Source organism: Actinomyces oris, from assembly GCF_001937445.1.
Classification (GTDB): domain Bacteria; phylum Actinomycetota; class Actinomycetes; order Actinomycetales; family Actinomycetaceae; genus Actinomyces; species Actinomyces acetigenes.
Map to the genome: position 1 here is coordinate 1 of NZ_MSKS01000024.1, position 22,596 is coordinate 22,596.

The 22,596-nt window shown below is 68.5% G+C and carries 25 protein-coding genes, 3 tRNA genes and 1 pseudogene; 10 read left to right on the plus strand and 19 right to left on the minus strand.

The window, feature by feature from the left end; genetic code table 11:
* The 3 genes and pseudogenes from BKH20_RS14365 to BKH20_RS07600 all read right to left on the minus strand — a co-directional run.
* A pseudogene (locus tag BKH20_RS14365) lies at positions 1-240 on the minus strand (hypothetical protein); the annotation flags it as partial.
* A gap of 123 nt (positions 241-363) precedes the next feature.
* Positions 364-738, minus strand: a complete 375-nt coding sequence (locus BKH20_RS07595; protein ID WP_070659231.1) for a YccF domain-containing protein — start codon at positions 736-738, stop codon at positions 364-366.
* Positions 739-789: 51 nt separating this feature from the next.
* Entirely contained in the window at positions 790-1,710 is a 921-nt protein-coding gene (locus BKH20_RS07600; RefSeq protein WP_070659229.1) for an ATP-grasp domain-containing protein, read from the minus strand.
* A gap of 180 nt (positions 1,711-1,890) precedes the next feature.
* Here BKH20_RS07600 and BKH20_RS07605 point away from each other — a divergent pair, with 180 nt between their 5' ends.
* The 7 genes from BKH20_RS07605 (at position 1,891) to BKH20_RS07635 (ending at position 5,538) form a co-directional block, all read left to right on the plus strand.
* Positions 1,891-2,403 (plus strand): hypothetical protein, encoded by a 513-nt coding sequence (locus BKH20_RS07605; RefSeq protein ID WP_075390555.1) that lies wholly within the window; start codon positions 1,891-1,893, stop codon positions 2,401-2,403.
* A gap of 179 nt (positions 2,404-2,582) precedes the next feature.
* Positions 2,583-2,655: transfer RNA gene (locus BKH20_RS07610), tRNA-Lys, on the plus strand.
* A gap of 48 nt (positions 2,656-2,703) precedes the next feature.
* Positions 2,704-2,779 (plus strand) — tRNA-Lys (locus BKH20_RS07615).
* Between the two features lie 288 nt (positions 2,780-3,067).
* Positions 3,068-3,292 (plus strand): hypothetical protein, encoded by a 225-nt coding sequence (locus BKH20_RS07620; RefSeq protein WP_178388573.1) that lies wholly within the window; start codon positions 3,068-3,070, stop codon positions 3,290-3,292.
* A 155-nt stretch (positions 3,293-3,447) separates the two neighbouring features.
* Positions 3,448-3,924, plus strand: coding sequence for a thioredoxin-dependent thiol peroxidase (gene bcp / locus BKH20_RS07625; RefSeq protein WP_070659225.1), 477 nt, complete (start codon positions 3,448-3,450; stop codon positions 3,922-3,924).
* Between the two features lie 70 nt (positions 3,925-3,994).
* Positions 3,995-4,076: transfer RNA gene (locus BKH20_RS07630), tRNA-Leu, on the plus strand.
* A gap of 109 nt (positions 4,077-4,185) precedes the next feature.
* On the plus strand, positions 4,186-5,538 hold the full coding sequence (locus tag BKH20_RS07635) for an SMI1/KNR4 family protein (RefSeq protein WP_075390556.1): 1,353 nt from the start codon (positions 4,186-4,188) through the stop codon (positions 5,536-5,538).
* An 81-nt stretch (positions 5,539-5,619) separates the two neighbouring features.
* Here BKH20_RS07635 and BKH20_RS07640 read toward each other — a convergent pair whose 3' ends face one another.
* The 3 genes from BKH20_RS07640 to BKH20_RS07650 form a co-directional block, all read right to left on the minus strand.
* Positions 5,620-6,237, minus strand: a complete 618-nt coding sequence (locus BKH20_RS07640) for an STM3941 family protein (protein WP_075390557.1) — start codon at positions 6,235-6,237, stop codon at positions 5,620-5,622.
* Between the two features lie 213 nt (positions 6,238-6,450).
* Entirely contained in the window at positions 6,451-7,107 is a 657-nt protein-coding gene (locus BKH20_RS07645; protein ID WP_075390558.1) for an SIMPL domain-containing protein, read from the minus strand.
* 58 nt (positions 7,108-7,165) lie between these two features.
* On the minus strand, positions 7,166-7,459 hold the full coding sequence (locus tag BKH20_RS07650) for an antibiotic biosynthesis monooxygenase family protein (protein WP_075390559.1): 294 nt from the start codon (positions 7,457-7,459) through the stop codon (positions 7,166-7,168).
* A 152-nt stretch (positions 7,460-7,611) separates the two neighbouring features.
* Between BKH20_RS07650 and rph the strand changes: the two genes are divergently transcribed.
* Together rph and rdgB are read left to right on the plus strand one after the other, a co-directional pair.
* Positions 7,612-8,418 (plus strand): ribonuclease PH, encoded by an 807-nt coding sequence (gene rph / locus BKH20_RS07655; protein WP_075390560.1) that lies wholly within the window; start codon positions 7,612-7,614, stop codon positions 8,416-8,418.
* A 3-nt stretch (positions 8,419-8,421) separates the two neighbouring features.
* Entirely contained in the window at positions 8,422-9,129 is a 708-nt protein-coding gene (gene rdgB / locus BKH20_RS07660; protein ID WP_075390561.1) for an RdgB/HAM1 family non-canonical purine NTP pyrophosphatase, read from the plus strand.
* A 30-nt stretch (positions 9,130-9,159) separates the two neighbouring features.
* Here rdgB and BKH20_RS07665 read toward each other — a convergent pair whose 3' ends face one another.
* From BKH20_RS07665 to clpS, 6 genes are all read right to left on the minus strand, one after another.
* On the minus strand, positions 9,160-10,599 hold the full coding sequence (locus BKH20_RS07665; protein WP_075390562.1) for a L,D-transpeptidase: 1,440 nt from the start codon (positions 10,597-10,599) through the stop codon (positions 9,160-9,162).
* An 85-nt stretch (positions 10,600-10,684) separates the two neighbouring features.
* Complete coding sequence (locus BKH20_RS07670) at positions 10,685-11,215, minus strand: DUF3054 domain-containing protein (protein WP_256693088.1); 531 nt, start codon at positions 11,213-11,215, stop codon at positions 10,685-10,687.
* A complete protein-coding gene (locus tag BKH20_RS07675) occupies positions 11,212-12,009 on the minus strand; it encodes an MBL fold metallo-hydrolase (protein ID WP_075390564.1) in 798 nt (265 codons plus the stop codon). The genes BKH20_RS07670 and BKH20_RS07675 overlap by 4 nt, the downstream gene beginning before the upstream one ends.
* Positions 12,006-12,863: a glutamate racemase gene (murI, locus tag BKH20_RS07680; protein WP_218638158.1), complete on the minus strand. Its 858-nt coding sequence runs from the start codon at positions 12,861-12,863 to the stop codon at positions 12,006-12,008. The genes BKH20_RS07675 and murI overlap by 4 nt, the downstream gene beginning before the upstream one ends.
* A gap of 30 nt (positions 12,864-12,893) precedes the next feature.
* Positions 12,894-13,580, minus strand: coding sequence for a DUF2017 family protein (locus BKH20_RS07685; protein WP_075390566.1), 687 nt, complete (start codon positions 13,578-13,580; stop codon positions 12,894-12,896).
* On the minus strand, positions 13,580-13,915 hold the full coding sequence (gene clpS, locus BKH20_RS07690; RefSeq protein WP_075390567.1) for an ATP-dependent Clp protease adapter ClpS: 336 nt from the start codon (positions 13,913-13,915) through the stop codon (positions 13,580-13,582). Before clpS ends, BKH20_RS07685 begins: the two co-directional genes overlap by 1 nt.
* A 92-nt stretch (positions 13,916-14,007) precedes the next feature.
* Here clpS and BKH20_RS07695 point away from each other — a divergent pair, with 92 nt between their 5' ends.
* Positions 14,008-15,366, plus strand: a complete 1,359-nt coding sequence (locus tag BKH20_RS07695) for a nicotinate phosphoribosyltransferase (protein WP_075390582.1) — start codon at positions 14,008-14,010, stop codon at positions 15,364-15,366.
* Positions 15,367-15,419: 53 nt separating this feature from the next.
* Here the strand turns inward: BKH20_RS07695 and BKH20_RS07700 are convergent, their stop codons facing one another.
* The 7 genes from BKH20_RS07700 to BKH20_RS07730 all read right to left on the minus strand — a co-directional run bounded on the left by BKH20_RS07700 (position 15,420) and on the right by BKH20_RS07730 (position 22,560).
* On the minus strand, positions 15,420-17,243 hold the full coding sequence (locus BKH20_RS07700) for a DEAD/DEAH box helicase (protein ID WP_075390568.1): 1,824 nt from the start codon (positions 17,241-17,243) through the stop codon (positions 15,420-15,422).
* Positions 17,240-17,605 (minus strand): DUF3039 domain-containing protein, encoded by a 366-nt coding sequence (locus BKH20_RS07705; RefSeq protein WP_004565276.1) that lies wholly within the window; start codon positions 17,603-17,605, stop codon positions 17,240-17,242. The genes BKH20_RS07700 and BKH20_RS07705 overlap by 4 nt, the downstream gene beginning before the upstream one ends.
* A gap of 89 nt (positions 17,606-17,694) precedes the next feature.
* Positions 17,695-18,435: a glucosamine-6-phosphate deaminase gene (gene nagB / locus BKH20_RS07710; protein WP_075390569.1), complete on the minus strand. Its 741-nt coding sequence runs from the start codon at positions 18,433-18,435 to the stop codon at positions 17,695-17,697.
* Positions 18,436-18,575: 140 nt separating this feature from the next.
* Positions 18,576-20,300, minus strand: coding sequence for a transporter (locus BKH20_RS07715; protein ID WP_075390570.1), 1,725 nt, complete (start codon positions 20,298-20,300; stop codon positions 18,576-18,578).
* Positions 20,276-21,121: an ABC transporter ATP-binding protein gene (locus BKH20_RS07720; protein WP_075390571.1), complete on the minus strand. Its 846-nt coding sequence runs from the start codon at positions 21,119-21,121 to the stop codon at positions 20,276-20,278. Before BKH20_RS07720 ends, BKH20_RS07715 begins: the two co-directional genes overlap by 25 nt.
* Positions 21,122-21,326: 205 nt before the next feature.
* The gene (locus tag BKH20_RS07725) at positions 21,327-21,608 is read right to left on the minus strand and encodes an HU family DNA-binding protein (RefSeq protein WP_003783064.1); all 282 of its coding nucleotides are present in this window, start codon (positions 21,606-21,608) and stop codon (positions 21,327-21,329) included.
* 202 nt (positions 21,609-21,810) lie between these two features.
* On the minus strand, positions 21,811-22,560 hold the full coding sequence (locus BKH20_RS07730) for an N-acetylmannosamine-6-phosphate 2-epimerase (RefSeq protein WP_075390572.1): 750 nt from the start codon (positions 22,558-22,560) through the stop codon (positions 21,811-21,813).
* Positions 22,561-22,596: the final 36 nt, after the last annotated feature.

Consider the following 22,596-nt stretch of genomic DNA (forward strand, 5'->3'; position numbering starts at 1 on the left):
ACCCGAAGTACCCCCAACCCTCCTCCAGCAGCACCCCACCCTCGTGCAGTGCATCCAGACGACGTCGGGCGCCGTGGTGAGCGCCAGCGCCGACCACAGCGCGCTGCGGGTGTCGACCCCGCGGGCGTCGAGCTCAGTCCCCATCGCCCCGTCGAGAACGACCGGACCTCGGGCCAGCAGATCAGACAACCGAGCCGGCTCGCGCCCCAAGGACGTGGCAGATACCGAAAGCGTTCGCAATGCGACACGGTATCGGAGGCTTGAGACGGCACCGGTAGCGTCTCGGGTGTGGACCCGGTGCACGTCTCCGCGAGCCCGGGCCGAGGTTCCCAGCCCACCGGCTACGCCATATGGTGCAACCTCTTAGCGGGTCTCGATGATCTGCTTGCCGAAGGGGAAGCAGGTGACGGGGATGAGCTTGATGTTGGCCACGGCCAGCGGGATCCCGACGATGGTGAAGGCCTGGGCCACGGCGGTGGTGAGGTGGCCGATGGCCAGCCAGAGCCCGGCGACGAGGAACCAGATGATGTTGCTGATCCCGCTCATGGCGCCGGCCCCGGGGGCCGGGACCACCTCACGCCCGAAGGGCCACAGGACGTAGGCGGCGATACGGAAGGAGGCGACGCCTGCGGGAATCGTGACGATGAACAGGCAGGCGATCAGTCCGAAGAAGAGGTAGCTGAGGAAGAGCCAGAACCCGCCGAAGACGACCCAGATGATGTTGAGCAGCGTGCGCATGGCACCTATCTACCACACCTGGGCACCTGGAAGATGCCCGCGCCCGTGCGGTCACCAGAAGATGCGCTGAGCGATGGCGTCGGCGAAGTTGTCCAGCGCCTCCGGCGCCGCCCCGAGGTAGAGGCCCGCGTCGATCAGTGAGACCTCCATGAGGTAGAAACCGCCTTGACCGTCCCCGACGACGTCGACGCGGTTGAACAGGAGCTGGATGTCGCGGCCGGAGATCTCCTTGATCAGCGCGTGGATGGCCTTGCGCACCCGTTCACCCCAGAGCCACTCCTGCTCGCTGGGTTCGCGCGCAGTGACGATCTCCTCGTGGATCTCGTCGGTGGACTTGAAGGAGGGGTGGAGCATCGGTGCCTTCTCCACCGCGTGGGACAGCACGCCGTTGAAGTAGACCAGCGAGACCTCGCCCTTGCGGTCGACCTCCTCGAGGTAGCGCTGGACCATGACGGTGCGTCCGCGACGCAGGTGGTGCATCGCGTCATTGATCGCCGAGGACCGGGAGGCGGCGTCGGTGGCGGTGTAGCGCCCGGTGCCGCGCCCACCCGAGGAGACGGCCGGCTTGACGACGAAGTCGCCATGGGCCGGGAAACGGGTGTGAACCTGGTGCTTGGAGTAGCCGGCCTCGGGCTCCAGCCACATCGTCGGAATCATGGGAACCCCCCACTCGCTCAAGCGGGTGAGGTAGTGCTTGTCCGAGTTCCAGGTGACGACGTCAGGGTGGTTGGCGAGCCGGGGCACCGACCGGGCCCACTGGAGGAACCGGGAGTAGTTGCCCTTGGTGGCGTAGTCGCGCACACTGCGCAGCACGACCGTGCCGGACTGGCTCCAGTCGATGCCGGGATCGTCCCACACGGCGACCCGCGGCTCGATGCCACGCGCACGCAGAGCATCCGGCAGGCCGCGGTCATCGTCATCAAGGTTGGGGAAGTCGGCGCAGGTCGCCAGCGTCACGATCGGGTCGCTCATGCAGTCCACGCTACCGCGCGCAGGAGCGCGGCGAGAGCCGCAGACGTGTGACACTGAACCGCGCCCGCACCAGCGGATACGACTACCTGCCGGTTGGAGCGGCCAGCAGGTCTCCGTTCCGCAACCTTCGACACCCACACCTTGCTCAGCCACTGCGTGCGAGGGTGCCACAATGCCGAGGTGACTTCTCAAACCCGCAAGCCGCGTACCACCGCCGCACAGTGCTACTGGGCGTCCATGGCCGCCATCGTCGTCGTGACCATCCTTGCCGCGGGCATACTCGGCGGAACCGTCTCGATGCTCACCGGAGCCCGCGCCGGCCGCAGCAGCATGTGGGGCGGCATGGTGGTCGCGCTGGTCATGCTGGCGGGCTGGACCCTCGGCAGCCGTGTACGCGACCGCAAGAAGCTCGACCTGCCCCTGTGGCACCGCCTCACCGAGGAGCAGGCGGCCACGCTGAAGCAGTACCACCAGTGGTCTCGCACCGGCCGCATTGGCCAGGACGACGACGTCGAGGCCACCCCCTCCAGGCCGAGCGGCCATCGCCGCAGCGCACGGACAGGCGCCGGTACATCCAAGGCAGCGCCGTCGAGGAGGTCCTCCTCGCAGGGCGCGATGTCGAAGCGCGACCGCGCTCGCGCCGCCGACGTGCGCCGCCGCCGACAGGACCGCGAGGGCGGCCCGTCGCACTGAACGGGGACGCCGGGCAGCACCCAGCGGCAACGCGGCTCTTCACCCACCACCATCACCCTTGAGACTCGCCGCACAATCGCCTGGTTTCATGGATCCTGACTGGACGAAGCCCTCCTCCATCCGTAAAGTATTCCTCCGTCGCCCAGCGAGCCACGTCGAATGACGTCGCTGTGGTGGAAGCACCGCTAGCTCAATTGGCAGAGCAGCTGACTCTTAATCAGCGGGTTCAGGGTTCAAGTCCCTGGCGGTGTACGAATCTTCCAGTCCTTAGGGCCGGAAGAGCTGGTCACCATAGACCGAGCACCGCTAGCTCAATTGGCAGAGCAGCTGACTCTTAATCAGCGGGTTCAGGGTTCAAGTCCCTGGCGGTGTACCACGAAGGGCACGCGCTTCGCCCGGGATGACCCCGAAGGCACAGCAGCAAGCGCGTAACGGCGGTCGAAGACAACCGCCACCGCACTGAGAAGCATCTCAGGATGCCACCGTCTCATCGGTTCCCACGCCCTCGTGACCACAGTCTGCGACGGCGGCGCCAACCAGTCGCCGCGCCAGAAGTCTTGTTCCGCGGGCACGCCGGTCCGGCAGATAGGTACCTGCTCCGGCACGCGCTGCTACCCCAGGCCCCACCGGGCCGACGACGTTGAAGGAAGATGAGGAGATACGTATGACACGCAACATCCACACCATGACCACCATGACGACTCCGGCCACCGGGCCGACAGCCACGAACGCCCGGGCCGACGAGGCCGCCAGCAGGGAGCTCTTCGCCGCACGCGCGGAGCTCGCCTCGCTGGGGGCGACCGCCTCACCCTCGCGACTCGAGCGCGCGCTAGAGCGCTTGGAGGCGGCTCAGCAGGCCTCGCGACGAACGCTCGCCCAGGCCGCCTGACCCGGAGGTCTCACCCAGAGCTGGGCCGGGGCTCCCGTGGGACTGACGTCCTGAACGTTCGCCAGATCACGAAAGTAAGTCCTCGAATTCACTGCCACTGGCACCGGAGGCGATGCAAGGATGAGTGCATCCGTCCAGCAGCCCGAGGAGGACCCATGACCCAGCTCGCCGCCGGTGACCGAGCCCCGGAGTTCACCCTGCCCGACCAGAACGGCCGCACAGTGACCCTTGGCGACCTTCGTGCCAGCACGAACAAGGGCGTCATCGTCTACTTCTATCCCAAGGCCTGCACTCCGGGCTGCACCAAAGAGGCATGTGACTTCAGGGACTCCTTGGAGGCGCTCGAGGCGGCTGGCTATGCCGTCGTCGGCGTCTCCCCGGACCCGGCGAGCGCGCAGGCCAAGTTCTCCAACCGCCACGACCTGCCTTTCCCCCTGCTGTCGGATGCCGACCACGCCGTCATGGAGGCCTGGGGAGTGTGGGGAGAGAAGAAGAACTACGGCAAGGTCTACACCGGCGTCATCCGCTCCACCGTGGTGGTGGCTCCCGACGGGACCGTGACGCTGGCCCAGTACAATGTGCGAGCCACCGGTCACGTCAAGCGGCTGCGCGCCGCACTGGGCGTGGACTGATCAGAGCGCACAGGAACGGTCGCTGCATTCTGCCATCCGGGACTGGGGTCGGTAGAGTGGGCACCGCGCAGCGCGAGTGGCGGAATTGGTAGACGCCCCAGGTTTAGGTCCTGGTGCCTTCGGGCGTGAGGGTTCGAGTCCCTTCTCGCGCACAGATGTCAGTTCCCAGCACCACGAGGGTCTCCAGACGCGGACAAGAAGTTCTGTATCCTCCGCATGCTCCGGCCCCTGCCGTTTCCACCGACCTGTTGCGAGGCATCGATGACAGAGAACTCCTTCCGTCAGGACTCCCCCGCATTCGACGTCGTGCTGGCGCAGACGATTGCCAGGCACTTCCGAGGGGCCACGACCGAGGCCATCAACGACACCCAGACGGTCCGGTTGGGCGAGGGGCTTCCCATCATCGAGTGCCTCATTGACGAGATTCAGGACCACGAGCCATACGGCGCATTCCTCTTCCTGCAGATCAGTGGAGGCGCCTTCGGCAGCAGACGGGTTCTGGTGACGGCCAGCGGCTACGGCTCCAGTCAGCTGGAGTCGGTTGTCGCCGCCGGATGCAACTGGGCCTGCGCCTTCGGCCCCGTCCTTCTGACCGGAATCGGCCGCCCGGACCTCATCGATTCGGACAATCCCGAGGTCGAGCAGTTCGAGGCCACGGTGGGAGGCAGACGCTACCGGGTGGCCACCGGACATCTTGACCGCAGCATGAACATGCCGATTAAGGAGGTGGAGGCCTATCGCCGGCGGCTGGGCGGCCCCCGTGCCCTGACCGACAGGGTGCTCGCCAGTCCTTTGATTCCCGCCACTCGATCCGGTGAGGCGGTGGCATTGGGCTGCTATGCGGCCATCGGCCCCCATTCGATCACTGAGCTCAAGCTCGCTGGCGCCGACTGGCCCGCGGGACGCAGTGTTCTGGACGCGATCCCGCCCGAGCCCGGTGGCCACCGCATGCTCCGGGAGTGGTCGGTGCTCACGCCCCTGGAGCCCGCTCCGCCCTTGACCAGGGACGGGCTCCAGCACACTCTCAACCTCATCGCCGCGACCTCATACGATCCTGGCAGCGAAGCCGGCTGGCTCGGCAGCCGCCACCACGGCATGAGGCTGGGGCCGCCGAGCCTTCCTGCGGGACTCTCGCTGCCGGAGGACCTGCGCTGGTTTCTCAGCACCATTGCGGGCTCAGGCGCCGGCCCCGGCTACGGGCTGGACATCTACCCGGCCGACGACGGAGGCATCCATCTGGCCGACGCCGGTTGCGGCGCCGAGTGGCGCATGAGCCCCTGCGACGGCAGCGTCTGGCTGGACTCACGGGCCTGCGACGATAGCTTCACCCGCGTGGCCCCGAGCTTCATATCCTGGTACGAGGCCTGGCTCGACCACGCCATCCGCGGCGGCGGGGCCTTTGCACAGTGGTCCTACCAGGTCGATGCCGCTTACAAGATGCTTGAGCAGAGCGCCGCCGAGTTCGGCGTCGAACGCCTGCCCGAAACCGTCACCCGGGTGAAGATCCAGACCCCGGCCAAGGCCTTCGGCCCCTGCCACGCCTGCCAGCTCGTCTACGCCCGGTGCGGGGTGCCGGAGTCGGTCTTCGTCACGGCGCCACCCCCGGCTCCCTGAGCCACTCCGCACCCGCCGGGACGCAGGCGCGCAGTGTCGTAGTGGACGAAGGCGGGAGCAGTCACGCAGCGGCCGAAGAGACTAGACGCGCCCCGGTGCGCGGTAAAACTGGTGCGCCTGTTGAAGCAGGGCCAGCAGGTCCTCCTTACTCCCCTCCAAGGTGCCGGGGAGGTAAACGCGCTCCTCCTTACCCATCCCGCGGTCGGCAATCTCATTGATCTGCTGGCTCAGCTGGGCGGTGGTCGAGTCCTGGTGGCGCATCTGCTGTCCCAGCGGCGTCAGGATGTAGCCGATCACCGGCTGTGCTCGTGTACCGCCGGGAGCGACCTCCTGCCCGAAGAACTCGGCGATATCCGCCCAGCGTGCGGACTCATTGACGATGAAGGACTGGCCTTTGCGTCGTTCCAGACGCACGCCTTCAGGCGTGACTATCAGTCGGCTTTGACTAAGGAGCTTCCTGACAATGGCCAGGGTGCAGATGATGCCGAAGAAACCGATGCTGGCGATACCAGCGAGCAGGTGGAGAAGCGGGGAGCTCGACTGATTGGCGGTCAGAATGAGCACGACCCCCACCACGGTGAAGCCCATGCAGCCCAGAAGGCTTCCCCATAGACGCAGGGGGGACTCCGGAATGATGAGCATCCCGGTGCTGTGCAGCTGCTCGGCTTGTCGACTTACTCGATCAGCATCGATACCCATGACTAGTCCACGCCTCCTGTGACGCGAGATCATCTACATTCCAACTTCACTCTACGATGAGCACGCGTTCGGGCACAAGGGAACAACTCCCCATCCCTGCCGTCGTCTCGATGCCGCCAGAAGCAAAAGACCGCGTCGAACAGGAGGCTTAGACCCTCTACACCCATTCCGGACCTGGCAGGCTCCACAGAATCCGCAAAGAGGTTGAGTAGGTTACTCAGCCAGGAACTCCGCTTCGATCGATGCACTCATGCGAACATCCTCCGGCGTGAACTGGTAGGCGTCAGAGGAATCCTTCCCGTATCCCGCCCCTCCGCCGCCCCGGCTGGCCACAGCACTTGACATTCCACCAGATTTACTTTTCTCCAGAAAGCCCTCATCCGCAACCGTCTTGACGGAACTGACGTGCAGTCCTAGAGCAGAAGCATACTGTTCCGCCTTGTCTTTTGCTGAGCGCACCGCCTTTTGGCGCAACCAGGTCTCGAGCTCCCTCTTGCGAAGCTCAGTCACCGACCACTCTATCGTCCAAACACGCGCTCCCTTAAACGCCAGCACGGAATTCATCCACGTCCCCATGCAGGAGAAATCACAGAACTTCACCTTCACGCAGACCTCTTCGGAGAATTTGACACCGTCATCATCCTTCCATGACCACGTGCGGGCTTTCGATACGGCGAACCATGTGACAGGGCCTTCCTGCTCATCATGCAATGACTCTATCTGCGCCCGCACCTGGTGCAGCACGTCAGATACTTGAGCGCGCACGTGTTCACGGTTCAGCCCTGTGCCCTTCACATCCAGGTGGACTGTGGCCCGCTGGGGAGGTTCGTAGTGATCGACACTTTCCCTGACGAAGATGTTTGTAACCATGCTCAGCTTCCTCCAATCAAGAACGATGATTTCAAGAGGCGTCGGTCCGCCTAAACACCTACTCCTCGTGCTGGACGACCTCGAATCCGAGGACCTCCACGCTCATTCCCCGGCGCTTGTCGTCCTCGTGCCCGCCGGCGGGCCGCGCCGCGCTCCAGCGCTCGTAGTCCTCGCGCCTGTCCCATCGGGTCACCACGAAGTAGCGGTCCTCTCCGACCAGCGGGCGCAACAGCTCGAAGCTCTGGAAGCCCTGCGAGGCGTCAACACCTCGCTTCCGTGCGGCGAAGCGCTTCTCGATCTCGGCCTGGGCGCCCTCGGGGAAGGTCAGCGCGGTGATGTTGACATAGGTCATAAGTGTCCTCCTCAGCGTCTCCGTCAGCTCCCGACCGGAAGCAGGTATCACGAAGAACGCTACCGCTGATCGCCGTCACGGACTACAGACATCGGGCATCCCAAGGTACGGAGCCGCCTCGAATACCGCTGCCCGCCGGGTAGCCTGAGACCATGACAACTGCCCCCTTCACCCGCAAGGACGGCCGCGCCGTCGACGAGCTGCGCCCCGTGACCATGACCCGCCACTGGCTCGACCACGCCGAGGGATCGGTCCTGGTGGCCTTCGGACGCACCCGGGTCCTGTGCGCCGCCTCCTTCACCGAAGGCGTTCCACGCTGGCGCAAGGGCAGTGGCGAGGGCTGGGTGACCGCTGAGTACGCCATGCTTCCCCGGGCCGGGTCGGAGCGCTCCGGCCGGGAGTCCGTGCGGGGCAAGGTCGGTGGCCGCACCCACGAGATCTCCCGTCTCATCGGCCGCAGCCTGCGTGGCATCATCGACGTCGCCGCACTGGGCGAGAACACGATCGCCCTGGACTGCGATGTGCTGCAGGCCGACGGCGGCACCCGCACCGCGGCGATCACCGGCGCCTACGTGGCCCTGGCTGACGCCGTCGCCTGGGGCACGCAGCGCGGACTCATCAAGGCCCGCCCCGGCAGGCCGGTGCTGTCCGACTCCCTGTCGGCCATCTCGGTGGGGATCATCGACGGCGTTCCCTGCCTCGACCTGCCCTACGAGGAGGACGTGCGCGCCCAGACCGACATGAACGTCGTCCAGACCGGGGACGGGCGCTTCATCGAGGTCCAGGGCACCGCCGAGCACGCCCCCTTCGACCGCTCCGAGCTCGCAGAGCTGCTTGACCTGGCCGCCACCGGCAACAGCCGCCTGGCGGCGCTACAGCGCCGGGCCCTGGCCGGCCCCAGCGGTGAGCCCTTCACCGTGTCCTCCTCAGACTTCTCGACCCAGTCCACGCAGGCCTGAACCGTGAGTGCCTCGTCACGCGCCGACGGCGCTGCCCCGCGCACCGGGCGGGTCCAGGTGCCTGCCGGAGCCCACCTCGTCCTGGCCACCCACAACGCCGGCAAGCTGGCCGAGCTGCGGCAGATCCTGGCGCCGCTCGTACCTGGGCTGGTGCCCGGTTCCATCATCTCGGCTGCCTCCCTCAAGGCGCCCAAACCGGTGGAGGACGGCCTGTCCTTCGCCGACAACGCCCTGCTCAAGGCCCGGGCCCTGGCCCAGGCCACGGGCCTGCCCGCGGTCGCCGACGACTCGGGCCTGTGCGTCGACGTCCTGGGCGGGGCGCCGGGGATCTTCTCGGCGCGCTGGAGCGGCCGGCACGGGGACGACACCGCGAACCTTCAGCTGCTCCTGGCCCAGCTGGCCGACGTCGCCGACCCGCACCGCGGCGCCCGCTTCACCTGTGCCGCGGTCCTGGTCCAGCCGGCCTCCGGCGGGAAGCCCGAGCAGATCACCACCATCGAGCGTTCCATGGAGGGGCGCCTGACCCACGCCCCTCAGGGCGAGGGGGGCTTCGGCTACGACCCGATCTTCGTGCCCGTCCAGGAGGATGCACCGGGCGGTCGGGGCCGCACCACCGCCCAGATGACGCCTGAGGACAAGCACGCCATCTCCCACCGGGGACAGGCCTTCCGCGCCCTGGCACCGGTCCTGGTCGACGTCCTGGTCGGCTGAGCCCGCGAGGGCGCTGCCGGTAAAGCGCTGTCAGTAGTGCGTCACCACGGTGGTACCGATCTCGGACCACTGCCAGATCGCCTGAGCGTCCGGCACCGGAATGTTGATGCAGCCGTGGGAGGACTCATCCGTCCCGATGCCGAACTCCTTGACCCAAGGAGCGCCGTGGAGAGCGTAGCTGCTGTGCCAGTAGCTCACCCACGGAACTCCTCGTTCGCAGTAGGGCCACTCGGGGGTGCACCCCATGTCCTGCGCCTGGTAGCGCAGATAGATCTTGTAAGTGCCCGTGATGGTCTCGTGCCCGACGCCGCCGTGGTTGATGAGGATCGGCCCGTAGACGACCTTCTGGCCCTCGTAGGCGGTCAGCGTTGAGTCGGTGAGGTTGACATCGATCCACTTCTCCCCCGCCTTGGCCTGGTAGGCGAAACGCTCCGGCCCGTTGGGCACCACCCGGCTCTCGGTGGAGTGGGGCACCTCGTTCCAGCTGATCTGCTGGCTGACGCTTCGGCCCTGACCGAGTCCCTGGACGAGTGCCCCTGTCACCGCCTCGATGTTGCCGGCCTTCCTTCCGGACTTGCCCGGGCGGGCGAGCTGAAGCACCGTGCCGGCCGAGTCGACGTCGTTGATGGCGTTGACCGGTTTGCGCTCCTCGGGCGCGCTCAGGGAGGTCACCCAGGCCCTGACCCTCTCTTGCGAGACTGTCGGCACGATGCGGCCCTCGTTGACGGGGAAGTCGATCCATGAGGCCTTCTGAGCCTTGGAGGCGGTGTGCACTGCACCGTCGACCGTCACTGACAGCTCGGCGCCCAGCAGCGCGGTTGCCGACTGCGCGACCGAGTCTGCCTCCTGGGCGCTCACCGTGGGCTCGGCCCGGCGGATCGACACCGGCGCGGTATGGTTCGCCAGCTCGCGTGCGGCGACGTCGAGAGCCGCGTCGAGGTCATCGGGGTCGATGGCGTCGCCGACTCGTCCCGGTGAGGCGGTGAAGCCGCCGCTACCCTCGTTCCAGGTTACTGCCGGCTCGACGACGTGGTCACGCAACGTGTTGCTCAGCTGCGACACCAGCGCGGCGCGGGCGTCCTTGTTGATCGTGTACCGCACCGCCACCTCCCGTGTCCCCACGACGCCGTGCAGGTGGGTGGTCAGTGACCCCGCTCCGGACACGGCGGCCTCCACGGTGGCCCGGGCGTCGATCTGGGCGATCTGGGTGAGCGGGACAGTGGTGGGGGCTCCGTTAACGGTCAGTGTCAGTGACACCGATGCGGCCCGCTGAAGCACGAGCGCGGTCAGGGTCGGCCGGCCCATTCCGGTCACCTCCTGGCCCATGAGGATGGTTCCGCGCGGAGCCCGCCCCTCGTGCCTGTGGAGGTAGACGACGGATCCGCCCACTGCTGCTCCCAGGAAGAGGGAGACGGCGATCAGGACGCCGACCCACCGATGCGGTCGACGCTGGTTGGCGCAGTGGTGCATGGCGCCAAGGTACGAATGGCTGGGTTGTCATTCCATAAAAACAGCGATCTGATACCGAGATGAGCCGGGGCCGCCCGCCGCGGGGCTAGCTGCCGTCCTGCTCCTGCTCGGCGAGGCGACGCGCCACGGGCTTGGGGGTCAGGGAGTCGTGGGCGCGCACGTAGCCGTAAAGCCACCTCCATCCTCCCAGGAACACCAGCAGGAAGGTCCCGGTCATCACCGCCCAGGAGGCCATGGCGGACACGTTGCCGAAGGCGGATGCCACCTGGCGCAACGCGGTCCAGACCATCCAACTGATTCCCACGATGATGAACCCCTCGGGCAGCGCCATCTCCAGATGATCGGGGTGAGAGCGTCGCAGCACCCAGGTCACGCCCCAGGCGATGACGAGGGCCGCACCCGCCTGCCACAGGGACGCGGGAACCTGTCCCAGGCTGTGGGTGGAGGCGGCACCGAACAGGGCCACGAGCGCCACGGCCGCCAGGTCCGCGGGAACCACCAGCCACCAGCGTGTCCGTCTGCCCCGGGTCCAGGGGCAGTCCACCCCGTCGGAAAGAGCCGGGGTGAAGGAGACCCGTCGTCCCTGAGCGGGGCGATCGTGCCCGTCAGCGCTCACAGCTCCCAGACGGCGTCCGCCGTCGCCGCCTCCAACGGGCCGGAGTAGACCGCTGCGGCCTCCTTGAGGGGCACGGCCGGATCCGTCCAGGGCTGGATGTGGGTGAGGACCAGGTGCCCCGCGCCGGCCTGGGCGGCGAGCTCGCCGGCGCGGCGCCCCGTCATGTGCATACCACCCACGGTGTCGCGACCCTCGACGAAAGCCGCCTCGGCCAGGAGGAGGTCCACGCCCTGAGCCATATCACTCATCCCCTGGCAGGTGTCCGTGTCCCCGGTGAAGGCCAGGCTGACCCGCCGCGTCGAGTCCTCTTCACTCGGCCCCTCGATCCGGTAGCCGTAGGCCTCCACCGGGTGGAACGCCTCGAAGGGTGAGATCACCAGGGGGCCCACGCTGTAGGACCTACCGGGCACGGCGGTGACGAAACCGAACTCCGTGGCGTAGCGCTCACTGGGCGGGACGCCGTCGACCCCCTGGAGACGCTCCAGCAGCTCCGAGGGTCCCAGGCAGGCGACCGGCCCGAGCGCCCCGGTGGGCAGCCAGCGCCGGTAGACGTGCATGCCGACCAGATCCACCATGTGGTCGGCGTGGCAGTGGGAGATCGCAATGGCGTTGAGCTCGGCGGGATCGAGGTGGCGCAGCAGCTGTCCCATCGACCCCGGCCCGAGGTCCAGCACGATCGAGTAGGTGCGTACCGCGCCGTCGGCGTCGACTCCGTCGGCCTGCACCAGGTAGGAGGAGGCCGAGGACTGGGGACCCGACATGGAGCCGGAGCAGCCGATAATCGTGAGTCTCATGCAGATCCTTTAATGGGAGGTGAGGGAGGGTGGGGCAGCTTGGCAGGGGCGCCGGTTGCCTCGGAGGTGAAGGCGACATGCTCAACAGCGGTGACCTCGGGGCCCAGGAAGCGCCGGGCCAGGACGGAGAAGGCCTCCGGGTCGCCGGTGGAGGCGAAGTCATGGTGCGGTTCGGGGGCATCGGGACCGCGCAGAAGGTTCTTGCTGGCCAGCGCCCGGTAGACGTCCTTGGCGGTCTCGTCCGAGGAGGTCACCAGGGTCACGTCCTGCCCCATGACGTAGGAGATCGGCCCCACCAGCAGGGGGTAGTGGGTGCAGCCGAGGATGAGGGTGTCCACGCCAGCGGCCTTGATGGGGGCCAGGTACTCCTCAGCGACGTCGAGGACCTCGGGTCCGGTGGTCACCCCCCGCTCGGCCAGCTCGACGAAACGCGGGCACGCCTGTGAGACGAGCTCGACGCCGGGAACGGCCTGGAGCGCGTCGTCATAGGCGCGCGAGTCGACCGTCCCGCGGGTGGCGATCAGACCGATCTTGCCATTGCGGGTCACTCGGGCCGCGGTGCGTGCCGCCGGGTGGATGACCTCGATGACCGGGACGCCCCGCCCCAGGGTGTAGCGCTCCCGCGCATCGTGCAGGACTGCCGCCGAGGCGGTGTTGCAGGCGATGACGAGCAGCTTGACCCCGCGGTCCACGAGCTCGTCCATGATGCTCAGAGCCAGGGACCGGACCTCGGCGATGTCCCGGGGACCGTAGGGACTATTGGCCGTGTCCCCGATGTAGAGCACCTGCTCACGGGGCAGCTGGTCGAGGACAGAACGGGCGACGGTGAGGCCACCAACCCCAGAGTCGAACATCCCGATCGGAGCATCATTCACACCGCGAGACTATGCGGGCCCTGTGCCCCCGAACAGCGCGGATACCAGTGATTCCTGCCACCAGGTGATCATGTCGTAGACGAGCGCCGTCCCCCGGTACCACTGCTCGCGAGACGTCTCCTCCTCGGGGACCTCCTGGAAGGCAGCTGCGTGAACGCGCTCAGCGTCCTGAGCCGACTCGATGCCCAAGCGCTGGGCCAGCACGAGCCGGATGTCATTGACCGCCCCCAGCCATTCTGACTCCTGGCCCGGGGCCACGAGCACCGTTCCCCCAGGGCCCGACGGCGCCCGCAGCTCGACGGCCAGGCGCTCCAGGCGATCGACCTTGTCACCCCGCAGGCGCGCACGAGTCAGGCTGCTGACCTCCATCGCCGTCACGGGATCCTCCGAGGCCCGCGGGAGCAGGACGGCGACGACGGGGTCCGCGTTCGTGCGGCCGGCGTGAATGTGGTTGGTCGGCGGATCGAGGTCGAAGTCCAGGGCCTCCAGGACCTCACGGTCCCGCTCGCTCTCCCCCGGGCGCACCGACTCGGGGCGCGGCGACGAGGGGGTCTTGGACTGGTCGGCCTCCTGGGTGGGGGGAGCATCCGCCTGGAGAAGAGCCCGCACCTCCAGGGCCAGCCTGGCCAGCAGCTCGCGCTCCCAGTCGTCAAGACCGCAGACCAGCCCCTCGGGGACTCGGCGGAAGGCTCGCATCACCATTCTCCCGAGAAGTCGTCCGTACCGGCGTCGCCATCGTCGCCCATGGGCTCGATGGTGGCGCGCAGGCCGTAGCCGTGCATCGCCGTGACATCGACCTCCATGCGCTCGCGGGCCCCCCGGGAGACCACGGCGCGGCCGGCGGTGTGCACCTGCATCATCCGCGCCTCGGCCACAGGCAGCGAGAAACCGAAGTAGGAGTGGAACACCCAGGTCACGTAGCTCATCGTGTTGACCGGGTCGTCGTGGACCACGGTGCACCACAGGCGCTGGACGCGGACACGCGGCTCCTCCAGGATCTCCGGTTCCGCAACGGGCAACGAGGCGCTCATGACACCAGGGTAGCGGTGAGCCGCGATAGGTTGTTCCCGTGAACAGCTACGTGCCCTCTGCCGATCCCACCGCCGCCTCCCTGGACGTGTCTATGGCCTCGACCTCTTTGCTGACCGACATGTACGAACTCACGATGCTGCAAGGAGCGCTGGCATCGGGGGCCGCCTCCCGGCGCAGCGTCTTCGAGCTCTTCGGCCGCAGGCTCCCCGGGTCACGCCGCTTCGGTGTCGTGGCGGGCACCGGTCGGCTGCTGGATGCCATCGAGGCCTTCACGTTCACCGGCTCCCAGATCGACTTCCTGCACCGCACCGGGGTCGTCAACGACGAGACCCTGGACTTCCTGCGCGACTACCACTTCACCGGGACGATTCGCGGCTACGCCGAGGGCGAGTGCTACTTCGCCGGCTCCCCACTGCTGACTGTGGAGGGCACATTCGCCGAGGCCTGCATCCTGGAGACCCTGGCCCTGTCGATCTACAACTATGACTGTGCCGTCGCCGCAGCCGCCTCCCGCATGACCATCGCCGCTCACGGGCGCCCCTGCGTGGACTTCGGGGCGCGCCGGGCCCACGAGCAGGCGGCAGTCGCCGCGGCCAGGGCCTCGGTCGTCGGCGGTTTCGTGGGAACGAGCAACCTGGAGGCGGGCCTCCTCTACGGCATCCCCACGGTGGGGACCTCGGCCCACTCCTTCACCCTCCTGCACGACACGGAGGAGGAGGCCTTCGCCGCGCAGGTGGCCAGCCTCGGACCGAGCACCACGATCCTGGTGGACACCTACGACATCGCCACCGGCGTGGAGCGGGCGGTCAAGGCGGCCCGCGCCGCCGGTGGTGAGCTCGGGGCGGTGCGCCTGGACTCCGGCGACCTGGTGGCCGAGGCCTTCAAGGTGCGCGCCCAGCTCGACGCCCTGGGGGCGACGTCGACGAGGATCACCGTCACCAACGACCTCGACGAGCACGCCATCGCGGCGCTGGGGGCGGCCCCCGTGGACTCCTACGGCGTGGGCACCAAGCTCGTCACGGGCTCAGGGCGCCCGACCGCGGCGCTCGTCTACAAGCTGGTGGAGCGCGAGGGCGCCGACGGCACCATGGAGGAGGTCGCCAAGTTCTCCTCGGGCGGCAAGTCGACCGTGGGCGGCCGCAAGTGGGCCGGCCGCATCCTCACCTCCGAGGGCACGGCCGCCGAGGAGCTGGTGGTCTCCTCCAGCTCGCAGGACGAGGGGATGTCGGCGTTGAGCCAGGCCGGTGCCCGGCCGCTTCAGGTGCTCCTGGTCGATGAGGGCCGGATCATCGAGGAGCACCGCGGCAAGGAGGCCTTGAGCGCGGCGGCGGAGCGGCACCGGGCGTCCCGTGCCGAGCTCCCCTACGACGCTTGGCGTCTGAGCGATGGTGAGTCGGCGGTGCCGACCCGCCACGTCGACATCGACGGGCGAAGCGCCACCCGACGCTGACCCCCGACGCTGACCGGCCAGGGGCGCATCCCGCCCCTGGCCGGCGCTCCTTCTCAGCGCTTGCCGACGAACCAACGTCGCAGGGTCTGGATGCGCTTCTCGATCTCCTCGGTGGAGGCCGCCGCGACCTCCGGCCCCCCGCACACGCGCCTGAGCTCGTTGTGGACGACGCCGTGAGGCTGGCTCGAGCGGCGGGCCCAGGCGGCCACCAGCTGGGAGAGCTCTTTACGGGCCGCCGCCCGGCGCCGGGCGTCGTCGACGCCTGAGTTCTTGCGCCTCTGCGCCTCGGCGGCGGCCTGCTTCTTCTGGGAGGCGATCTGCTTGTCCTGGCGCTGGCGCAGCAGGGCGGTCACCTGCTCGGGCTCCAGCAGGCCCGGCAGTCCCAGGTACTCCTGCTCCTCGATGCTGCCCACCATGGCGCCGGTGCCGAACTCGCCGCCGTCGAAGAGGACACGGTCGAACTCTGCCTGGCTGTCCATGGCCTCGAAGCCCGGCAGCAGCTCGGCCGAGGCGTTCTCAGCCTTGTTGGCCTCGGCGAGCAGCCGGTCCTCGGGGTTGAACAGGGCGTCCTCCTGAGCCGCCGAGTCGGGGCGGCGCAGGACGTGGTCGCGGGCCACCTCCATCTCCCCGGCCAGGGCCAGCAGCGGCGTGACTGAGGGGAGGAACACCGAGGCGGTCTCCCCCCTGGCCCTCGAGCGCACGAAGCGCCCCACCGCCTGGGCGAAGAAGAGCGGGGTGGAGGTGGAGGTGGCGTAGACGCCCACGGCCAGGCGGGGTACGTCCACCCCTTCGGAGACCATGCGCACGGCCACCAGCCAGCGGTCGGTGGAGGCGGAGAAGGCCTCGATGCGGCTGGAGGCTCCGTTGTCGTCGGAGAGGACCACGGTGGGGGCCTCGCCGGTGATGGCGCGCAGCTGCTTGGCGTAGGCGCGTGCCTTGGTCTGGTCGGAGGCGATGACGAGGGCTCCGGCGTCGGGGACCTGGCGGCGTACCTCGGTCAGGCGCTGGTCGGCGGCGGCCAGGACCGCGGGGATCCACTCCCCTGCCGGGTCGAGCGCGGTGCGCCAGGCCTGGGACTCCAGGTCCTTGGTGAGGGGCTCGCCCAGGCGCGCCGCGACCTCGTCGCCGGCCTTGGTGCGCCACCGCATCTGCCCCGAGTAGGACATGAACATCACCGGGCGCACGACTCCGTCGCGCAGCGCGTCGGAGTAGCCGTAGGAGTAGTCCGCCTGGGAGCGCTTCGCCCCGGAGGCGTCCTCCTTGTAGCGCACGAAGGGGATCGGGGAGGTGTCGGAGCGGAAGGGTGTTCCGGTCAGGGCCAGTCGCCTCCGCGCCGGGGTGAAGGCCTCCCGGATCGCGTCGCCCCAGCTCAAGGCGTCTCCCCCGTGGTGGATCTCGTCAAGGATGACCAGGGTGCGGGCCTGGTCGGTGCGGGCGCGGTGCAGGTTGGCGTTGGCGGCCACCTGGGCGTAGGTCACGGCGACGCCGTCGAAGCGCGAGCCGAGCGCCCCCTGGGAGTTGGAGTAGGACGGGTCGATATGGATGCCGACGCGGGCGGCGGCCTCGGCCCACTGGTACTTGAGGTGCTCAGTGGGGCAGACGATCGTCACCTTGTGGACGTCGCCGGAGCTGAGCAGCTCGGTGGCCACTCGCAGCGCGAAGGTCGTCTTGCCGGCCCCGGGGGTGGCCACCGCCAGGAAGTCCTGGGGCATCGTCTCCAGGTACTGCCCCAGCGCGGCGGCCTGCCAGGCACGCAGTGAACCGGCGGTCCCCCAGGCGGCGCGGCGCGGGTAGGCCGGGGAGAGGTTCTGGGCCGCCGACGTCGAGGCTCGCGTCGGGGTGGGGTGGGTCGCCTGGCCGCCGCGGGCGGCGTTCACCGACCGCCTCGCCCGAACGGGAAGCGGGGGAAGCGAGGCCCCTTGCCGTCGCCGGAGCCCTCCCCGTTGCGCATCTCCTCGTAGATGGACTTGCAGGTGGGGCACACCGGGTACTTCGACGGGTCGCGCCCGGGCGTCCACACCTTGCCGCACAGGGCGACGACGGGACGCCCGGTGACAGCGGCCGCGGCGATCTTGTCCTTGCGGACGTAGTGGGCGAAGCGGTCAGCATCGCCGTCATCGGTCGACTGGAGCTCCTCGCGCTCCAGGACAGCCGTACCGACGCCCTGGGTGGGCTCGGCGGCCGGGTCGGTCGGGGCCCCGGGCGATCCGGGATCGGCACTGGCGAGGACGTCTGTCATGCCGCCCAGTGTAGGTCGGACAGCGCGCACCGGCAGCGGCCCGCCCCGCCCCTGTGGGAAGGCTCTCCCTTGAGGAGAGCCCGCCGTCGTCAGTGCGTCGAGGTGAGCCAGCTGGCGGCGGCGGGATCGACCAGGACGAGGGCGTCGTCGTGGCGCTGCATGACGGTCGCCGGCCACTGGGCGCTGACCTCTCCCTCGACGAGCTGGGCGATGGCCTCGGCCTTGCCCTCGCCGGTGGCGATGAGGACCAGCTTGCGGGCCTCCATGATGGTCGCCAGCCCCTGGGTGATGCACTGGGTGGGCACGGCCTCGACGTCACCGCCGAAGAAGCGGGCGTTGTCCCGGCGGGTCTGCTCGTGGAGCTCGCCCAGGTGCGTACGCGAGTCGAGGGCGCCGCCGGGCTCGTTGAACCCGATGTGCCCGTCGGAGCCGATGCCGAGGATCTGCAGGTCGCAGTATCCGGCCGCGGCCATCTGCGCCTCGTAGTCCCGGCAGGCCGCCTCGAGGTCCTCGCTCAGCGCGTCCGGGCCATGGAGGGCGCCGGGGCGCATGTCGACGCGGGAGCGCAGATTGGTCTCCATGAAGGTGGCGTAGCGCTCCGGGTGCCCGGCGGGCAGGCCGACGTACTCGTCGAGCATGAATCCAGTGACCTCGGCGAAGCTGAGGCGGCCGGCGGCGCAGCGAGCGGTGAGCTCGTCGTACAGGGGCAGGGGTGAGGAACCGGTCGCGGTCCCCAGCACAGCTGCTGGTTTGTCCTTGAGCAGCGCCTCAATCTCGTCGGCCGCCCGCTGCGCGATCGCCTGCGCGGAATCCAGAATGACAAGCTGCACGGTGATGTCCTCTCTGACACAACAACTGGTGGTGGGGAGTTTACTAATCCCTGGGAGCCGCTACCTGAGTGAGCGACTTTAAAGCAACCCTACCCTGAGTCATCAGAATCAATCACTCCATCGTGGTGTGACCAGCGCGATCACACCGGCTGGGCATGTCCCGGCCAGGTGCGGATCGTGGCGAGAACCTGAGGTCCTCGCCGGTCCAGAGCCCGCCCGCCGATGACGACTCCGCCCCACAGCAGCAGACCGCACCACACGATCCCCGCGACGAGCGCCGCCCACCCCCACACCGGCGCCGCCTGGACGACGCCGTAGATCGCCGCCCCCAGGACCGGGGAGCACACGGCCAGCAGAAGCAGGATCGCCGCCATCTGAATGAGCGCGGCCAGGAAGGCCGTCCCCGAGGTCCGCGAACGCATGGGACTGTCCCCGGGGGCGAGTGTCTCGTAGGGCAGCAGGACACTGGCGAGGCAGGACCAGGCCAGCGCGCAGCCATAGAGGGCCAGGCAGGCGCCGGTGACGGCGGGGAGCGCCTCCCATCGGCCTGTCCACACAACCATGAGCAGGTCGATAGCAACCAGTGCGGGAACCTGCCACACGGCCGCCCCGACCACCCGCCCCAGACGGTCGTGCGCTCCGCTGATCCCGGCGCTGATATGACTCCACAGGGCGGTGGAGTCCAGGCCGAGGTCATCGTGGATCGCCCACCCCATGAAGACGGCCAGGGCGGGCGCCATGAACAGCAGCGCAGTCGGTGCGTGCCCGAGGGCGAAGCTGATGTCGACCGGCTGACCGTTGTCGCCGGCGGCGAATCGGCTGGAGTTGAGAGCAGGACCCAGAACGAGCACAACGGGCAGAATCAGGACGGACACGAACTGAACCAGGTACCTGGGATCAGTGCGCCAGTAGCGCAGGCTGCGGGCCGCCACAGCAGCGGCGGGCGCGGGCAGGGCGGCGCCGAGCCTGCGGGCCCACGGCAGCACGTCGGGCAGGCCCTGCTGCCGTGCGTCGGAACCCGCACCACCAGCTGCGTAGGCCCGCGTCCGGGTGTGCGACGTCCCCGGAGAGGTCATCACCTTGCCCACCACGCGCTGCCACAGGGGAAACAGGATCACGGGGAGGACCCAGGCGCCGATCGCCAGAGCCAGAGCCGGCATCACGGATCCCGTGGCCATGACACCGGGGGCCGCGAAGGCCCACCCCAAGGGGCTCAGCCCCATGACCTTGGCGGCACCACTGAGCCGTTGAAGAAAATCGGAGGGATCGTCCCCGAGGATTCGGGGGATCAGATTCGGCAGCTGTGTGCACACCATGAAGGCGACGAAGGTGATGATCGCTGTCGCCTCACGCCCCCGGCGTGAGGCGGAGACGCCTGCGGCTGTCACGATGATCCGGGACAGCAGGACGCAGGTGGCCAGGGCGGCCGGAGCGCACAGCAGCGCCAGGAGCGCCGCCGCGAGCTGGCCCGCCAGCAGCCAGGTGAGGACCGGAATGAGACAGACGGCAGCCGTGATGCAACCGGGGATCCCCACGGCGCCGGCGGCCAGCAGGCCGAGCGCCAACCCTCTGGACGGAGCGGCCCAGGCCGCCATGGCGCGAGGGTCCAGGGTGGAGTCGACCCCGGTGACGAGCAGTGGCACCACGGCCCAACCGGCCACCAGCAGCGCCCCGAGAGCCCCGAGCACCAGCATGATGACGTCGGCATCGGCCTTCAGCCCCAGCCCGACGGCGCCGGCCAGCACCATGACAAGCGCCCCGACACCGTAGAGGGCCCCGAACACGGTCCCGACGATGGCCCAGACGTTCTTGGTCAGGGCATTGAGGGTCAGGCGCCACTTCAGCTTGACGAGGGTCGCAACCATGACAGCCCCTCCGTTCGCACCTGGCCCCCCACCAGCTCGGTGAAGCGCTGCTCGAGGTCTGCGCCTGCGGCGACCTGCTCAGTCGTTCCCGCAGCGACCACCCGGCCGGCGTTGATGATGGCCACGTGGTCGCACAGGCGCTGCACGGTGGCCATGACGTGGCTGGAGATGACCACCGTGCCGCCGGCGGCGGCGTAGTCCCGCAGGATCGCCTGGATCGTCTGGGCCGAGATCGGGTCGACGGCCTCGAAGGGCTCGTCCAGAACCAGGATGGAGGGCGAGTGCACCATGGCGCAGGCCAGGTGGATCTTCTTGCGCATACCCGCCGAGTAGTCGGCGACCAGGGTGGTTCCGGCCTCCCACAGCCCCAGCACCTTGACCAGCTCGGTCGCCCGGGGCACGACGACGTCGCGCTCGAGCCCGCGCAGAAGTCCGGAGTAGGTGACGAGCTCAAGACCGTTGAGACGGTCGAAGGTGCGCAGCCCGTCGGGCAGGACCCCCAGAAGGGTCTTGGCCCGCTGAGGCTGCATCCACACGTCAACGCCATGAACGAATACCTGACCGGCATCGGGACGCAGCAGTCCGGTGGCCATCGACAGGCTGGTCGTCTTTCCCGCCCCGTTGGGGCCGACGATGCCGTAGAAGCTGGACACGGGGATGTCGAGGCTCAGCCGATCCACCGCGACTTTGCGGTCGAAGACCTTGACCAGCCCCCTCATCTGAAGCGCTGGAACGGAGGCAGGAGCGGGCGAAGCCCCGGCCAGTGCCGTCACCGCGCCTGTACCGTCGGGCGAGCTCACCGCGAATGTGGAAGCAGACATGTTTCCACTGTAAAAGCCCCCGCCCATTCAGCCCTCCGCCACAAGGAGGAGATCACCGATCCCGACTTCCTCCAGGAGAACCTCCCTGAGCATCATCAGCCCGATGAGGAGAACACCGCAGCGAGAACATGATTCGGCCCGTTGCCACGCCTCGACGGGGCGGCAACGGGCCGGAATCAGGATGTCAGGGGCGCGGCCCCACGTATCACTCGGCGACAGCCTTCTTCAGCGAGGAGCCAACGGTGACCTTGACGCCGTAGCCGGCGGGAATCTGAATCTCCTCACCGGTGCGGGGGTTGCGGCCAGTGCGTGCGGCACGCTCGACGCGCTCGATACCCATGAGGCCGGTGATCTTCACGGCCTCACCCTTGGCGACGTTCTCAACGAGGACATCCTGGAAGGCTCCCAGGAAGGCGTCGGCGTCGGTCTTGGTCAGGCCGGCCTTCTCGGCGATGGCGGCGATGAGCTCGGTGCGGTTGACGGACATGTCTTCCCTCTCGATCGTGGACGGACACCCTTGTGTGGTGCCACTTCTGGCAACGCTACGCATAAAACCTTGGGTTTGTCAGGTCAGACCGGAGTGTCGCGCTGGGTAGCGAGTAACAATTCGCACATTCGCGCCACAGCAGTCACATCCGTCACACGCAGAGCAACTCGCGGAACGGCGCCGTTTCCTTGCGCCCTTCCGTTCATCCCTTCCGCAAGGCGCCCGGCAGCGCGCCCGCGAACCACGAGGTGATGGTCGTCGGGTGAGTGATCGCAGTACCGACGACGACGGCGAAGGCCCCGTGCTCCATGGCGGCGGCCGCCTGCGCGGGCGTGTGGACCCTGCCCTCAACCACCAGGGGAACCTCCGCGATACCGACGACCTGGTCGACGAGCTCAAGATCGGGTCCGTCGGTCTTGGGGCGCTCCCCGGTGTAGCCGGCCAGGGTGGTCCCCAGGATGTCCACTCCCGCGTCCTGTGCGGCCTTGGCGTCATCCAGGGAGCCGCAGTCGGCCATGACGAGGACCTCGGGGCGGGCCTGCCGCAGCCCCTCGACGGTCTGGGCCAGGCTCAGCCCGTCGGGGCGGGGGCGCCGAGTGCCGTCCAGTGCCACGATCTGGCTTCCGGTGGCGGCCACGGCGATGGCGTGAGTGAGGGTCGGGGTGATGAAGACGCCGTCGTGCCCGTCCTTCCACAGGCCGATGACGGGGACGTCGACGTGCTGGCAGATGAGGGCCAGGTCCGCCAGCCCCTGTGCGCGGATGCCCACGGCGCCGCCGGCGACGCAGGCCTGAGCCACCTGGTCCATGGTGCGCGGGTCGCGCATGGGCTCGCCCGGGTAGGCCTGGGCGGAGGCGATGAGTCCTCCCTTGAGGCGTTCCAGGACGGGGTGGATCCCCGCGGAGGCGGCCTGCGCCTGCGTTGACGACTGTGAGGGTGACTGCTCGGTCATAGGTGTGTCCTGTCTGATGGGGCCCGAGGCGTGAGG

Bases quoted from the DNA above. Each gene is read 5' to 3' on its own strand.
- BKH20_RS07595 (WP_070659231.1), bottom strand. From the start codon at position 738: ATGCGCACGCTGCTCAACATCATCTGGGTCGTCTTCGGCGGGTTCTGG.
- BKH20_RS07600 (WP_070659229.1), bottom strand. From the start codon at position 1,710: ATGAGCGACCCGATCGTGACGCTGGCGACCTGCGCCGACTTCCCCAAC.
- BKH20_RS07620 (WP_178388573.1), top strand. From the start codon at position 3,068: ATGACACGCAACATCCACACCATGACCACCATGACGACTCCGGCCACC.
- bcp (WP_070659225.1), top strand. From the start codon at position 3,448: ATGACCCAGCTCGCCGCCGGTGACCGAGCCCCGGAGTTCACCCTGCCC.
- BKH20_RS07635 (WP_075390556.1), top strand. From the start codon at position 4,186: ATGACAGAGAACTCCTTCCGTCAGGACTCCCCCGCATTCGACGTCGTG.
- BKH20_RS07640 (WP_075390557.1), bottom strand. From the start codon at position 6,237: ATGGGTATCGATGCTGATCGAGTAAGTCGACAAGCCGAGCAGCTGCAC.
- BKH20_RS07645 (WP_075390558.1), bottom strand. From the start codon at position 7,107: ATGGTTACAAACATCTTCGTCAGGGAAAGTGTCGATCACTACGAACCT.
- BKH20_RS07650 (WP_075390559.1), bottom strand. From the start codon at position 7,459: ATGACCTATGTCAACATCACCGCGCTGACCTTCCCCGAGGGCGCCCAG.
- rph (WP_075390560.1), top strand. From the start codon at position 7,612: ATGACAACTGCCCCCTTCACCCGCAAGGACGGCCGCGCCGTCGACGAG.
- BKH20_RS07665 (WP_075390562.1), bottom strand. From the start codon at position 10,599: ATGCACCACTGCGCCAACCAGCGTCGACCGCATCGGTGGGTCGGCGTC.
- BKH20_RS07675 (WP_075390564.1), bottom strand. From the start codon at position 12,009: ATGAGACTCACGATTATCGGCTGCTCCGGCTCCATGTCGGGTCCCCAG.
- murI (WP_218638158.1), bottom strand. From the start codon at position 12,863: ATGTTCGACTCTGGGGTTGGTGGCCTCACCGTCGCCCGTTCTGTCCTC.
- BKH20_RS07685 (WP_075390566.1), bottom strand. From the start codon at position 13,580: ATGCGAGCCTTCCGCCGAGTCCCCGAGGGGCTGGTCTGCGGTCTTGAC.
- clpS (WP_075390567.1), bottom strand. From the start codon at position 13,915: ATGAGCGCCTCGTTGCCCGTTGCGGAACCGGAGATCCTGGAGGAGCCG.
- BKH20_RS07695 (WP_075390582.1), top strand. From the start codon at position 14,008: ATGGCCTCGACCTCTTTGCTGACCGACATGTACGAACTCACGATGCTG.
- BKH20_RS07705 (WP_004565276.1), bottom strand. From the start codon at position 17,605: ATGACAGACGTCCTCGCCAGTGCCGATCCCGGATCGCCCGGGGCCCCG.
- BKH20_RS07715 (WP_075390570.1), bottom strand. From the start codon at position 20,300: ATGGTTGCGACCCTCGTCAAGCTGAAGTGGCGCCTGACCCTCAATGCC.
- BKH20_RS07720 (WP_075390571.1), bottom strand. From the start codon at position 21,121: ATGTCTGCTTCCACATTCGCGGTGAGCTCGCCCGACGGTACAGGCGCG.
- BKH20_RS07725 (WP_003783064.1), bottom strand. From the start codon at position 21,608: ATGTCCGTCAACCGCACCGAGCTCATCGCCGCCATCGCCGAGAAGGCC.
- BKH20_RS07730 (WP_075390572.1), bottom strand. From the start codon at position 22,560: ATGACCGAGCAGTCACCCTCACAGTCGTCAACGCAGGCGCAGGCCGCC.